The sequence below is a fragment of the Methylorubrum sp. Q1 genome (assembly GCF_004683995.1).
Lineage (GTDB): Bacteria > Pseudomonadota > Alphaproteobacteria > Rhizobiales > Beijerinckiaceae > Methylobacterium.
In genome coordinates this window covers 114,370-127,718 of record NZ_SRHQ01000015.1, presented here as the reverse complement: position 1 = coordinate 127,718, position 13,349 = coordinate 114,370, and the positions used below count along the sequence as shown (strand labels likewise).

Genomic DNA, 13,349 nt, shown 5'->3' with positions numbered 1-13,349 from the left:
CGGCCGTGCGGGCAAGGATTTTCGTGGTGGCCGGAACCTTCCCGAGCCTTGCTTTGGCGGATGGTGTCACCGTCCGCCCTCATGCCGAAGCCGGCTTGGCCGCGTCATCACGGTCGCGGAATCCTCGGGACTGCGCCGGCCGCTACGCCGCGTCGAGCCCCAAATCGATGATCGCCGAGCTGTGGGTGATCCAGCCGACCGAGATCAGATCGACGCCCGACGCCGCCACGGCGCCGACGGTCTCCCGATTGATCCGGCCCGAGGCCTCGGTCACGGCGCGTCCGTCGACCATCGCCACCGCCTGCCGCAACGTGTCGGGGCTCATGTTGTCGAGAAGCACCGCGTCGGCGCCGACCGAAAGCGCCTCTTCGAGCTGGGCCAGAGTGTCGACCTCGACCTCGATCTTGACGAGGTGCCCGGTTCTCGCGCGTGCGCGCTCGATGGCGGGGATGATGCCGCCCGCGACGGCGACGTGGTTGTCCTTGATCAGCACCGCGTCGTCGAGGCCGAAGCGGTGGTTCGAGCCGCCGCCGGCGCGCACCGCGTGCTTCTCGAGCGCCCGCAGACCAGGCGTGGTCTTGCGGGTGCAGACGATCCGCGCCTTGCCGTGCGGCCGCGCCGCCTCGACCAGCGAGGCCGTCGCCGTAGCGACGCCGCTGAGCCGGCAGAGCAGGTTGAGGGCGACGCGCTCGGCGGTCAGCACGGCGCGAGCCGGGCCGGAGAGACGGATCACGGTGTCGCCCGGCACGACGCGGGATCCGTCGGGCCGATCGACCGAAACCGTGAGGCTCGGATCGATCAACTCGAACGCGATGGCGGCGGCGTCCGTGCCGGCGATCACCCCGTCCTGACGGGAGGCGATGACCGCTTCCATGCGCTCGCCCGCGGGCACGATGGCATCGGTGGTGATGTCGCCGGCCCGACCGAGATCTTCGAGAAGGGCCGCCCGCACCACGGGCTCCACGAGAAGGCGCGGCAGCGGCAGCAGGATGTCGTCAGGCATCGGTGAGTTCCTGAAGCGCGCACGAGGCGACCGCTGCGGCGGGCGTGACGACGGAGTGCCGGGCCGGTAGCTGAGCCGAGTGATCGCTGCGCCAGTGGGCGCCGCGGCTCTCGCACCGATCGAGGGCGGAGCGGGCAATCATCAGTCCCGTGGCGGCCGCGTCGCTGCCGCGCTCGGACAGATCTGCGAGACGGGCGATGGCCTGCGACAGGCCGGCATCATCGCGCACCACGCCGACGCAGCGTTCCATGATGCCGCGAACCTCGGCGAGCGCCGCGGCATCCTGCGGCGGGATCTCCGGCAGCGGCGCCGGGTGATCCGTGCTCACCGGGGCCGAGACGGCATCGATCGACTCGGCGATGCGCGGCGCGAAGGCCAGCGCTTCGAGAAGCGAGTTGCTGGCAAGGCGGTTGGCGCCGTGCAGACCAGTCGAGGATACCTCGCCGCACGCCCAGAGGCCGGGCACGGTGCTGCGGCCGGCGGCGTCCACGAGGATGCCACCCATGTGGTAGTGCGCCGCCGGACGGACCGGGATCGGTTGGACCGCCGGATCGATGCCGGCCTCGGCGCAGAGCGCGAAAACCGTCGGGAAGCGCTGCGGCATGCGGGCGCCGAGCGGGCCGCGGGTATCGAGATAGACCGTGCGGCCACGGCCGAGCGCCTGGAAGATGCCCCGGGCCACCACGTCGCGGGGGGCAAGATCGCCACCCTCGATCCCCGCCATCACGGGCGCGCCGTCCTCATCGATCAGCACCGCCCCCTCGCCGCGGAGTGCTTCGGTCGCGAGCGGCATCGGATCGCGGCCAGCGGCGATGGCAGTCGGGTGGAACTGCACGAATTCGAGGTCGCGCAAAGCTGCGCCCGCCCGCGCGGCGACGAGAAGCCCTCGCCCGAGGGCGCCCCGCGGGTTCGTGGTCGAGGCGTAGAGCGCACCGGTGCCGCCGGTCGCCAGCACCACGGCGCGGGCGGGCAAGCGGAAGGCCGCGCCGTCGCGCTCACACACGACACCGCAGACATGGCCGTCGGCATCCTGCATTAGGCCGTGCAGGCCGGCGACGAGGACTTCGATCGAGGGTGTCGCCTGGACGGCGCGCACCAGCGCATCGAGCACGGTACGGCCGGTGGAATCACCCCGCGCCCGCACGATCCGGCGGCGGCTATGAGCGGCCTCCAGCCCGAGCGCCAGGGCGCCGTCCGCCTCCCGGTCGAAGCCGGTGCCGAGGGCAACGAGCCAATCGATCAGGCCCGGTCCCGCCTCGGCGACGCGCAGGGCGACCGCCGGCTCGCTCAGGCCGGCGCCCGCGGCAAGCGTATCGTCCGCGTGGAGCGAGGGCGCATCGTCCGCCCCCATCGCGGCGGCGATGCCGCCCTGTGCCCAACCCGTGGCAGTGCCGGCCCCGAGGGGCGCGGCCGTGACGAGGGTGACGGGGCGCGGCGCGAGCCGTAGGGCCGTGGCGAGCCCGGCGACACCGGCGCCGACCACGACCACCCGGTCGGCAGGACTCCGGGCGAAGACGCTCATCAGGCGGCCTGCCGCGGTGAGACGGTCTGGGTCGGCTTCACCGCGAGCATCCGTTCGACGGCGAGGCGCGCCCGCTCGGCCAGCCCTTCCTCGACGGTGATCTCGTGCGTCATCGTCTCCAGCGCCTCACGGATGTTGCGCAAGGTTATCCGCTTCATGTGCGGGCAGAGGTTGCAGGGCTTGATGAACTCGATGTCGGGGTTGGCCACCGCGATGTTGTCGGCCATCGAGCACTCGGTCACGAGCACGACCTGGGACGGTCGTTTCTCGGTGACGTAGTTCATCATCATCGCCGTCGAGCCGGAAAAGTCCGAGGCCTCGACCACGTCAGGCGGGCATTCCGGATGGGCGATCACGGTGATGCCGGGATAGCTTTCGCGCACATCGGCGATGTCGGCCGGGGTGAAACGCTCATGCACCTCGCAATGTCCGGCCCAGGTCAGCATCTCGACCTCGGGCACCTGCTTCTGGACGTTGCGGGCCAGGAACTCGTCCGGAATCATCAGAACCCGCGGTACGCCGAGGGCGCGCACGACGTCGGCGGCGTTGCCGGAGGTGCAGCAGACGTCCGACTCCGCCTTCACCGCGGCGGAGGTGTTGACGTAGGTCACGACCGGCACGCCCGGATACTTGGCACGCAGGGCCCGCACGTCGGCTGCGGTGATCGAATCGGCGAGCGAGCAGCCGGCGGCCATATCGGGCATCAGCACGGTCTTGCCGGGGTTCAACAGCTTGGCGGTCTCGGCCATGAAGTGGACACCGGCCAGCACGATGACGTCCGCATCGACCCGCGCGGCCTCACGTGCCAGAGCGAGACTGTCGCCGACGATGTCCGCCACGGTGTGAAAGATCTCCGGCGCTTGGTAGTTGTGCGCCAGAACCACCGCGTTGCGCTCGCGTTTCAGGCGCAGGATGGCTTCGACGTCGGGAGCCAGCGCCGGCCACTCGATCGCGGGCACGTGACGGCTGACGCGCGCGTAGAGATCGGGCAGCGGGAAGGCCCGGTCGGCCGGCTCGCGAAGGGCGGATCCTGCCTCGGACATCGCGGTCTCCTTTATGCTCAAAATGAGCATTGTGCCGCCTAAGTTAGGCGCCGCCTGTGGCAATGTCCAGATATGCTGAGACTGAGCATAACGATTTTGCGACGCAAAATTTTGCTGCACCCGCACAGGCGCGCCCGGCATCACATGCAAGAAACCTCAACCTTGCTGCAGCATCAACAGACGAAATATGTCATTCGATAATTTTCATCAACACCTTAGATGCATGCTCCAAATCACTTAAATCCAACGTTAACTGGGCATCGCTAATAGTCGGCGGCGACATGATAGAGAGTGCTGCGCCCAATCTTACTCAACCGATGGCTGTGTCTTTGCCACCGAGCGAAACCTTTCTGGGCAGGCCTCTCCATAATAAGTGGCAAAAAAGTAATTGGGGGCCTCTGAAGCCATGCTGTCTCTCAAGCTCGGCCGTACTGCCGCATCGTCCGCACCTGTTTCATCCGAGATCCCGACCGCCGGCCCTTCCGACGACGCGCGTCTGATCGCGGCGATTCAGCGCCTCGCCAATCGCGCCGGATTCGACGAAACCACCGTGCCGGGTCACGCGGTGGGTGCCGCCCTGAGCGACCTCGAGCGGGTACGGCGCAACGATCTGCGTGCCGAACGAGCCAACATCGCCGCCGTCGCCAGGGAAGCCTCGGAAGGCGCCATCAATATCGGCTGGACGACCTATGACGTGGGCGAAGTCGCGCAATCGACGCAGACCATCGCGAGCGCGATCGAAGAGATGGGCGCCTCGATTGCCGAGGTCGCCGAGACCTCGGAGGTCGCCGGCTCCAACGCTGCCGAGGCGCGCCAAGCGATGACGGCCTGCATGTCCGACGTCGGCAATGCCCGCTCGGCCATGGACGCGATCCGCGACCGCACCCACCAGATCGACGAGCGCCTCCAGCTTCTCCAGAACGCCATCGCCGAGATCGGCACCATGGCGGGCACCATCGCCACGATCTCGAGCCAGACCAATTTGCTCGCCCTCAACGCCACCATCGAGGCGGCCCGCGCGGGTGAGGCGGGACGCGGCTTCTCGGTGGTCGCCGCCGAGGTGAAATCGCTCTCGGGCCAGACCGCGCGCTCGACCGAGCAGATCCGCACGTGGCTCAACACCCTCCAGGGCGAAATGAGCCAGATCGCCCGTGCCGTCGAGGAGAGCCGCGGAGCGGTCTCCACAGGAAGCAGCGTCGTCGACAGCCTCGGCGCTCGCGTCGAGAGCGCGGCCGAACGGATCGCCCGCACGAGCGAGATGACCACGGCCCTCGCGGCGGCCATCACGCAGCAGAGCAGCGCGACGGCTGAGATTTCGAGCAGCGTCCAGAGCATCGCCGCCAAGGCGGCCAAGACCCGCACCGAGATCGATGCCATCACCAAACGCCTCGTGAAGGCCGAGACGGTGGCACAGACGGCGCTGGCGGATCCGAGTGGGGTCGAGCTGTACGAGCTGGTGCGTCTGCCGGCCGATCTCGGCCTGTGGAAGCGCGGTCTCGCGACGATCCTGCTCGGCGCGGCGCCCGCCGATCCGGCGGCGGCGATCCTGCGGGGCCGGGCCGCCCGGCAGGCGGTGGAAGGCCTGACCTCCGATCCGATCCGCCGGAACGCGGCCGAAGCCTTCCTGAAGGCCGAGGCAACCGCCCACAACGAGGCCGAGCGGATGGTGAAAGCCCTGGCCCAGAGCAACTGGGATGTCGGCACCCCGGCCTATCAGGCCGCGAACGCGGCAATGAAGGACATGATCACCGCCGCCGCCCGGATCATTGACGCGGCCTGAGCACCGCGCGGCTCCATCGCGGCGGCACTCTCACGCTGAAGCGGGGCCGCCCCTGCCTCTCGGGCAGGCGCGGACCCGGCCGTGATCAAGCGGCGTCCACGTCGTCATCGAGCGTCGGATCGCCGGTCCAGGCCGTTGCGAAGGCGGCAAGGTGGCGCGCGTCGGAGAAGGCCAGCACCGTCACCGTGCGCTCCGTCGGCATGCCACCGGGATAGGGCGCCAGAAGCACCGTCTCCTGCGAGAGGCGTGCCTCCGGTGCTTTCGCATCGATCCACGCCTTCGCCTCAGGCGTCAGCGTCGCCGGATCGGCCAGCGCCCGCGAATCGGCACGCAGTACGATGATCGTCGTGCCGAGCCCCGGATTGGAGGCCTGGATCTGCTTGATGATGTCGATCATCAACCTCTCACTTCAGACGCCGCAAATTCGCTGAGTTGCACGGTCGGCTGCGTGTCGGTGAAGTTCGGGATGTCCCCGAAAATCTCCGTCCCATCCGCTGACGCGGCGGCCTTGAACGCGTCGGCGGACTCGAAGCGCAGCAGCGCCACGACTTGGTAGGGCGGCGTGCCGCCATCCGGCGTGCCGGTCCCCGTCACGACCGTGTAGTCATGCAGACCCTTCGCGGTCCAGCGTTCACTGACCAGCGGCATGTGCTTGTTCAGATAGTAGTCCATGTCAAAGCGGGTGCCGGCGCCGCTCGGGTACATTACGCTGACGAGGATCATGGCGTCTCCTTCCGCCGGCTTCTTCATCGAGCCGACGGATCGGGAACATGTCGCGCCCGCCCGCCGGATCAAGTCTCGGGCGTCGTCAGTGCAGCTTCACCCGCGGTTCGGTGCGCCGGGTGAGCGCCCGGGCGAGGGTATCGAGGCTCGTCTTCCACCAGCCGTTCACGGCCGTCTCGTGCATCTTGTAGAGCGAACGGTACATGAGCCGGGCGAACAATCCGGCGATGAACATGTTCTTCCCCTGGATAAAGCCCATCAGGTTACCGACGGCCGTGTACTCTCCGAGCGAGACGAGCGAGCCGAAGTCGCGATACTTGAACGGTTTCAGCGGCCGGCCCGCGAGACGTTTGGCCATCTGCCCGTAGAGGTGCGAGGCCTGCTGGTGAGCTGCCTGGGCGCGCGGCGGGATCGGCGTCTGGGAGCCTTCCTCGACGAGGTAGGCACAATCACCCATGGCGAAGATGTCCGGGTCGCGGGAGGTCTGCAGCGTCGCCGTGATGACGAGCTGGTTGTTGCGGGTGCTCTCGAGCCCACCGAGATCCTTGAGGAAGGCCGGCCCCTTCACGCCCGCAGCCCAGACCACGAGTTCGGAGGGGATGAAGCCGCCATCGGCGAGCTGGACGCCGTCGGCCCGCACCTCGGTGACGCGGGCCTGCACCCGGACCTCGACGCCGATCTTGGCGAGTTGGCCCATCACCTCACCCGCGAGCCTTTGCGGCACGGCGGGCAGGATGCGGTCGGCGGCCTCGATCAGGGTGATCTTCAGATCCTTGGCCGGGTCGATGCGGTCGAGGCCCGTGCGAGCGACCTCGCGGGTGGTACGGTGCAGTTCCGCCGCCAGCTCGGTGCCGGTCGCGCCCGCACCGATCACCGCCACATGGAGCTGCCCGGGCCGCACCGGACCCTCCTGAGTGTGGGCGCGCAGCATGCCGTTGACGAGGCGCTGATGGAAGCGCAGCGCCTGCTCCTTGGTGTCGAGGGCGATGGCGTGCTCGGCGACGCCCGGCGTGCCGAAATCGTTGGTGGTGGAGCCCACCGCCATGATCAGCGTGTCGTAGGGGATGGTGCGCACGGGCGTGACTTCGCGCCCCTCGCTGTCACGACTGGCGGCGAGATGGATCACCCGCTTCTCGCGATCGAGGCCGGTCATCTCGCCGATGCGGTAGCGGAAGTGGTTGGCATGGGCGTGGTGCAGGTAATCGACCGCATGGTGGCCGACATCGAGCGAGCCGGCGGCGACCTCGTGCAGCAGCGGCTTCCAGATATGGGTGCGCGCCCGGTCCACCAGGGTGATGTGGGCCTTGCCGCGCTTGCCGTAATTGTTGCCGAGCTTGGTCACCAGTTCCAGCCCGGCGGCCCCTCCCCCCACCACGACGATCTTGTGCTGATCCGTGACCGATTCGCTCGGAACCATCCTCGCCCCCAATCCCGTCGCAGGCCGCCTCGCTCGGCAGCCATTCTGTTTGGAATGATCTTACATCAGTAACCGTGCAGGCACCCACACGTTCGCCGCGTGAGTAGGACGCAAATCGGACATTACTGGAGGAAGTGTTTCGTAAAAAATTTTCGGCTACGCGCCGGGGGCGCCGGGCTGGCGCAGCGGGTGGGCGCGGGCGACCGCGTCGAGCGACAAGAGTTCCTCGCTGATGCGCTTCACCGTCGGGTAGGGAACGGTATCGATCCCGAAAATGCCGGTGCCGACCCACAGGCTGATGAGGCACAGGTCGGCATGGCTCACCGCGTCACCCTGGCAGAAGCGGCCGGTGCCGGCCTCCGTCGAGAGCCGCGTCTCCAGCGTCCTCAAACCGGTGGTGAAGGCGTTGCGCAGGAATTCCAGCATCCGCTCCCGCGGCAGGCCGTAGTTCTCCATCAGGAAGGTGCGCACCCGCGGCACGTAGAGGGGATGGGTGTCGCAGGCGACGACCTGGGCGAGCGAGCGGGCGCGGGCTCGCGCACGCGGCTCTTCGGGGAGCAGCGAGATCCCAGGCCGGGTCTCCTCCAGATAATCGAGGATCGCCAGCGACTGCGTCAGCGGCGGGCCTTCACCATCGAACAGCGCCGGGACCGCGCCCTGCGGATTGATCGCGAGGAAGTTGGGCTTGTGCTGGTCACCGGCATCGAGGTCGAGGAAGACCTCGTCGTAGGCGATGTCCTTGAGGTTGAGGGCGATGCGCACGCGGAAAGCCGCGGCCGAGCGCCAGTTGCCGTACATCTTCACGAGGCCGTCTCCCCCTTTTGTCGTCCAGCCTTCGGCGGCCGTTTTAGGATGCTTCACTGAACTCCCGGCCTGCGACCGTCTCGCCTCGGGCAACACGGTGCGGCGGGCGTTCCGTGCGAGACACTCAGAATGCCTGAAGCGTCAGTTCGGTGTGCTCAACCTGGGGCGGACTCTCGAAATAGGGAGAGACCATCGCCCGGTAGTCCTTCCAGGCCTGCGAGCCGGTGAAGTCCTGGGTGTGCGCCTCCAGCGTATCCCACTCGATCAGCAGGCGGTAGCGCTGCGGCTTCTCGATCGAGCGGCGCACCGCGAAGCTGCGGCAGCCGGCGGCGGCCCGAAAAATCTCGGCGGCCTTCGCGATACCGGCTTCGAATTCCGCTTCCGAGCCGGGCTTCACGTCGATCTGCGCGATTTCGAGGATCATGTCCGCCGCTTCCCAGTCTTTGCCCGCCGAAGCCTTCGGGCGAGCGTTCGCTGCGGCCTATACCGGTCGCGACGGCGCCGAGAAAGAGTCGGCTCACGCCAGATTATTCAAAGGCAATCACCGTGATAGCGCGCCTCTATGCGGGTGATTTCGCCACCTTCGTTCGCGCTCCAATCGATCTCCCACATAAGCTTGCAGGGGAGCGTTTGTCGAACGAAGCTCGAACTTCGAATTTTGCCGATATCGCGGCGCTGAAAACCTTGCGCATCAAGCGTTTGGATCAGGTTCGCCTCTGGCGAGCCGACTGGAAATTTGGACAGAATACGCGCCGAGAACGCATGATCAGCCTCTTGAAAACTCGGTGGCAGTCCTTCGGCCAGCGGTGGGCGTGAGGCCGGCGATGGCTTGCTCGCGTACCACAGGGCGAGCCAGGGGCCGCCGAACAACGCAAGGATGACGAGAATTGTGAAGCTGACGCCCAGGAGGACGAATTTTGAGCCTCGCTTCATCGCTCTCACAACGCCCTTCGCGACGATGAACGAAACGCGATCGTACGCTTTGCGCACCATCGCGCAAACGGAAGGGCGAGAGGCACTCGACACGAACTTGGACTTCGCTTAACTCTGTGAGGCAGAGTATTCTGCAAATGAGGTCCAGCATGTCGGCCCACGATCGGATCCAAGCCCGCGATCACGCGCACCATTCCCTCCGGGCCGCCGAGGATGGCGAACGACGCCTGCTCGCCGCGCTTGTCTACGGGCGCGCCGCCCCCTTCCTCATCCTCTGGGGCCTCATCTGGGCTGCCGGGTTCACCAGCGCCGTTTGGGCCCCGGATCACGCCGCGCCCGCGTGGTCGGCCGTCGTGGCGCTCGGTTGGGCGGCGACGGTCGCCCTGGTGCTCGCCCAACGCCGCCGCGACCGGGAGCGTGGCTTCGGCGCCGGCGCCCGCTACGGCGCCTCGGCCGCGCTGATGAGCGCCTACGCCGGCCTGTGGGCGGTCGTCCTGCTGTCGGGGCACCCCAACGCCCACGGCATCTACGCCGGCACCGTGACCGGTTTCGCCTACCTCGTCGCTGGCCTGTGGCGCGGGCGGCTGCTCGTTGGGCTCGGGGTAGCCGTGACGCTGCTGTTTGCGGCCGGCTTCGCCGTGCCATCCCCTCAGTTCCCCCTCTACGCCGGACTGATCGGCGGCGGCGGGCTCATCGCTGCGGGCTTGGTGCTGGCCCGGCGCGATCCGACCTGATGGCCTGTCCGGCGACCGGGGGCCTTGATCCCATCATTCACGCGCCTGCCCGCCTGCGGATCATGGCCGCGCTCGCCGCCGGGCCGAAGCGGCATCTGCTGGAGTTCACGCGCTTGCGCGCCCTACTCGGCCTGACCGACGGCAACCTCGGGGCGCACCTCGCCACGCTGGAGGGGGCGGGCTACGTCGCGGTGACGAAAGACTTCGTAGGCAAGCGGCCTCGGACGCGGCTGGCCGTGACGGCGGCGGGCTCGGCCGCATATCGCGCCCACGTCGTGGCTCTGCGCGCCATCCTCGACGGGAGCGAGGTCGAGGAGGTGGCACCGGCTTCCCCGGTTTCGGACCCCGCACCCACGTAGCTCGCCGCTTGGTCTGCGAGTTACACAATCACCAAGCAAAAAAGCCCCTCCCTTGCGGGAGAGGCTTTCCTGTCGTCGAAGTCGCTCGGCCTTACGCCGCCAGGGACCGCAGCACGTAGGGCAGGATGCCGCCGTTGCGGAAGTATTCCAGCTCGTCGAGCGTATCGATCCGGCAGGTCAGCGGGACCTCCCGCTTGGAGCCGTCGGCGGAGGTGATCTCGGCGGTCAGCGTCTGGCGCGGCTTCAGCTCGCCGGACAGCCCCTTGATCGTCACGGTCTCGTCGCCCTTGAGACCGAGCGATTCCCAGGATTCCTCACCCTGGAAGACCAGCGGGACCACGCCCATGCCGACGAGGTTCGAGCGGTGGATGCGCTCGAAGCTTTCGGCGATCACGGCGCGCACGCCGAGCAGCTTGGTGCCCTTGGCCGCCCAGTCGCGGGACGAGCCGGTGCCGTATTCCTTGCCGGCGAAGACGACCAGCGGGGTACCCTCCTCCGCGTAGCGCATCGCCGCGTCGTAGATGTACATCCGTTCGCCGTCGGGCTGGTGCAGCGTCCACCCGCCCTCGACGACGTTGCCGGCCTCGTCCCGCACCATCTGGTTCTTGATGCGGATGTTGGCGAACGTGCCCCGCATCATCACCTCGTGGTTGCCGCGGCGCGTGCCGTACTGGTTGAAGTCCTGCACGCGCACCTGATGCGACTGCAGATACTCACCGGCGGGCGAGGCCGCACGGATGTTGCCGGCAGGCGAGATGTGGTCGGTGGTGATCGAGTCGAGGAACAGGCCGAGGATGCGCGCGCCCTCGATGTCGGTGATCGGGTCGGGCGTCTTGGTCATGCCCTCGAAATAGGGCGGGTTCTGCACATAGGTGGAGCCCGCATCCCAGGCGAAGGTCTCGGCCTCGGTAACCTCGACGCCTTTCCAGTTCTCGTCGCCGCCGAACACGTCGGCATAGCGGCTCTTGAACAGCTCCGAGGTGATGTTCTCCTCGATGAAGCGGTTCACCTCCTCCGAGGACGGCCAGATGTCCTTCAGGTAGACCGGCTTGCCGTCCGAACCCTGGCCGAGCGGCTCCGTGGTGATGTCGATCTGGAGCGAGCCGGCGAGCGCATAGGCGACCACCAGCGGCGGCGAGGCGAGGTAGTTTGCCCGCACGTCCGGGTTCACGCGGCCCTCGAAGTTGCGGTTGCCGGAGAGCACGGCCGCCGCGACGACGTCGGTGTCGTTGATCGCCTTCGAGATCGGCGCCGGGAGCGGCCCCGAATTGCCGATGCAGGTAGTGCAGCCGAAGCCGACGAGGTTGAAGCCCAGCGCGTCGAGGCTCGCCTGGAGGCCGGACTTGTCGAGATACTCGCCGACAACCTGGCTGCCGGGCGCAAGCGAGGTCTTCACCCACGGCTTAGAGGTCAGGCCCTTGGCGACCGCGTTGCGGGCGAGCAGACCGGCGCCGATCATCACGCTTGGGTTCGAGGTGTTGGTGCAGCTCGTGATCGCGGCGATCACCACGTCACCGTGGCCGATGTCGAAGTTCGTGCCCTCGACCGGGTAGCGCCGGGCGATATCGGCCGCCTTCTTGAATTCCTTCTCCATCGAATCGGCAAAGCCGACCTTTGCAGAATCGAGCAGAACCCGGTCCTGCGGGCGCTTCGGGCCGGCGAGCGAGGGACGCACCGTGCTCATGTCGAGTTCGAGCGTGTCGGTGAAGACCGGATCGGGGGTCTTGGCGTCGCGCCACATGCCCTGCGCCTTGGCATAGGCTTCGACCAGCGCGATGCGGTCGTCCTGCCGGCCCGTGACCTTCAGGAAGTCGATGGTCTTCTGATCGATCGGGAAGAAGCCGCAGGTCGCGCCGTATTCGGGCGCCATGTTGGAAATGGTTGCGCGGTCGGCGACCGGCATGTCGTCGAGGCCGGGGCCGTAGAACTCCACGAACTTGCCGACCACGCCCTTCTTGCGCAGCATCTGCGTGACGGTGAGCACGAGGTCGGTTGCAGTGGTGCCCTCGGGCAGCTTGCCGGACAGCTTGAAGCCGATGACCTCGGGGATCAGCATCGAAAGCGGCTGGCCGAGCATCGCTGCCTCGGCCTCGATGCCGCCGACGCCCCAGCCGAGCACGGCCAGACCGTTGACCATCGTGGTGTGCGAATCGGTGCCGACGAGGCTGTCCGGATAGGCGATCTCGAAGCCGTCCGAAGAATCCGTATCTTGCCGGGTCCAGACCGTCTGGGACAGGTATTCGAGGTTCACTTGGTGGCAGATGCCCGTGCCCGGCGGAACCACGGAGAAGTTATCGAAGGCCGACTGGCCCCATTTCAGGAAGGTGTAGCGCTCACCGTTGCGGGCGTATTCGAGGGCGACGTTGTCGCCGAGCGCCTTCGGGGTACCGAACTCGTCCACGATCACCGAATGGTCGATGACGAGATCGACCGGGACCAGCGGATTGATTTTTTGGGGATCGCCGCCGAGGGCGACCATGGCGTCGCGCATCGCCGCCAAATCGACGACCGCCGGCACACCCGTAAAATCCTGCATCAGCACGCGGGAGGGGCGGAAGGCGATCTCGGTCTCGGCCCTGCCCTGGTTACCGAGCCACGCGACGGCGGCCTCGATATCGGCCCGCTTGACCGAGCGGTCGTCCTCGAAGCGCAGGAGGTTCTCGAGGATGACCTTCATCGAGAACGGAAGGGCGGTCGAATCGGCCAAGCCGTTCTTCTCCGCCTCGGGAATCGAGTAGTAGGTGTAGGTCTTGCCGCCTGCTTGAAGCGTTTGGCGAGCTTTGAAGCTGTCGAGGGATGCCACGGCGAGTCGGGTCCTGAGCTGGCGTTAGCGAACACGGAGCAGGCATAACCTGCGCCACGAGAGGTGTTCGGCCGGAGGCGCTCCAAGGAGCGCGCGCCGCCCCGGGGGTGCCCGGGTAGCGAGTGCCCTCGGGGAACTCCCGGCGGCCGGGAGGCCCGCGAATGACACTCAGGATGGTGCGCGAGGGGCGGTTTGGACGCCCTTGAATGATCGCGCGGCGCAGCCTGG

Annotated in this window: 13 protein-coding genes; 3 read left to right on the top strand and 10 right to left on the bottom strand. The window is 67.5% G+C overall.

Going from position 1 to position 13,349, the window contains the following annotated elements:
- Positions 1-142: 142 nt before the first annotated feature.
- From nadC to nadA, 3 genes are read right to left on the bottom strand one after another with little or no spacing between them, the layout of a single operon-like run.
- Positions 143-1,003, bottom strand: a complete 861-nt coding sequence (gene nadC, locus E4V01_RS15810) for a carboxylating nicotinate-nucleotide diphosphorylase (RefSeq protein WP_135298987.1) — start codon at positions 1,001-1,003, stop codon at positions 143-145.
- On the bottom strand, positions 996-2,525 hold the full coding sequence (locus E4V01_RS15805; RefSeq protein WP_135298986.1) for an L-aspartate oxidase: 1,530 nt from the start codon (positions 2,523-2,525) through the stop codon (positions 996-998). Before E4V01_RS15805 ends, nadC begins: the two co-directional genes overlap by 8 nt.
- Positions 2,525-3,568, bottom strand: coding sequence for a quinolinate synthase NadA (gene nadA / locus E4V01_RS15800; protein WP_060770078.1), 1,044 nt, complete (start codon positions 3,566-3,568; stop codon positions 2,525-2,527). The genes E4V01_RS15805 and nadA overlap by 1 nt, the downstream gene beginning before the upstream one ends.
- 406 nt (positions 3,569-3,974) lie before the next feature.
- Between nadA and E4V01_RS15795 the strand changes: the two genes are divergently transcribed.
- On the top strand, positions 3,975-5,348 hold the full coding sequence (locus E4V01_RS15795; RefSeq protein ID WP_135298985.1) for a methyl-accepting chemotaxis protein: 1,374 nt from the start codon (positions 3,975-3,977) through the stop codon (positions 5,346-5,348).
- 85 nt (positions 5,349-5,433) lie between these two features.
- On the opposite strand, the gene E4V01_RS15790 is transcribed toward E4V01_RS15795, so the two are convergent.
- From E4V01_RS15790 to E4V01_RS15765, 6 genes are all read right to left on the bottom strand, one after another.
- Entirely contained in the window at positions 5,434-5,745 is a 312-nt protein-coding gene (locus tag E4V01_RS15790) for a hypothetical protein (protein ID WP_135298984.1), read from the bottom strand.
- On the bottom strand, positions 5,745-6,071 hold the full coding sequence (locus E4V01_RS15785; protein WP_135298983.1) for an EthD family reductase: 327 nt from the start codon (positions 6,069-6,071) through the stop codon (positions 5,745-5,747). The genes E4V01_RS15790 and E4V01_RS15785 overlap by 1 nt, the downstream gene beginning before the upstream one ends.
- Positions 6,072-6,156: 85 nt before the next feature.
- Complete coding sequence (locus tag E4V01_RS15780) at positions 6,157-7,488, bottom strand: NAD(P)/FAD-dependent oxidoreductase (protein WP_060770075.1); 1,332 nt, start codon at positions 7,486-7,488, stop codon at positions 6,157-6,159.
- Positions 7,489-7,644: 156 nt separating this feature from the next.
- Positions 7,645-8,292 (bottom strand): maleylacetoacetate isomerase, encoded by a 648-nt coding sequence (gene maiA / locus E4V01_RS15775; protein ID WP_135298982.1) that lies wholly within the window; start codon positions 8,290-8,292, stop codon positions 7,645-7,647.
- Positions 8,293-8,416: 124 nt separating this feature from the next.
- Positions 8,417-8,716: an antibiotic biosynthesis monooxygenase gene (locus E4V01_RS15770; RefSeq protein ID WP_135298981.1), complete on the bottom strand. Its 300-nt coding sequence runs from the start codon at positions 8,714-8,716 to the stop codon at positions 8,417-8,419.
- A gap of 107 nt (positions 8,717-8,823) precedes the next feature.
- On the bottom strand, positions 8,824-9,285 hold the full coding sequence (locus E4V01_RS15765) for a hypothetical protein (protein ID WP_135298980.1): 462 nt from the start codon (positions 9,283-9,285) through the stop codon (positions 8,824-8,826).
- Between the two features lie 89 nt (positions 9,286-9,374).
- On the opposite strand from E4V01_RS15765, the gene E4V01_RS15760 reads away from it, so the two are divergent.
- Complete coding sequence (locus E4V01_RS15760; protein ID WP_060770073.1) at positions 9,375-9,959, top strand: hypothetical protein; 585 nt, start codon at positions 9,375-9,377, stop codon at positions 9,957-9,959.
- Positions 9,959-10,318 (top strand): transcriptional regulator, encoded by a 360-nt coding sequence (locus E4V01_RS15755; protein ID WP_135298979.1) that lies wholly within the window; start codon positions 9,959-9,961, stop codon positions 10,316-10,318. Before E4V01_RS15760 ends, E4V01_RS15755 begins: the two co-directional genes overlap by 1 nt.
- A gap of 91 nt (positions 10,319-10,409) precedes the next feature.
- On the opposite strand, the gene acnA is transcribed toward E4V01_RS15755, so the two are convergent.
- Complete coding sequence (gene acnA / locus E4V01_RS15750) at positions 10,410-13,121, bottom strand: aconitate hydratase AcnA (RefSeq protein WP_135298978.1); 2,712 nt, start codon at positions 13,119-13,121, stop codon at positions 10,410-10,412.
- Positions 13,122-13,349: the final 228 nt, after the last annotated feature.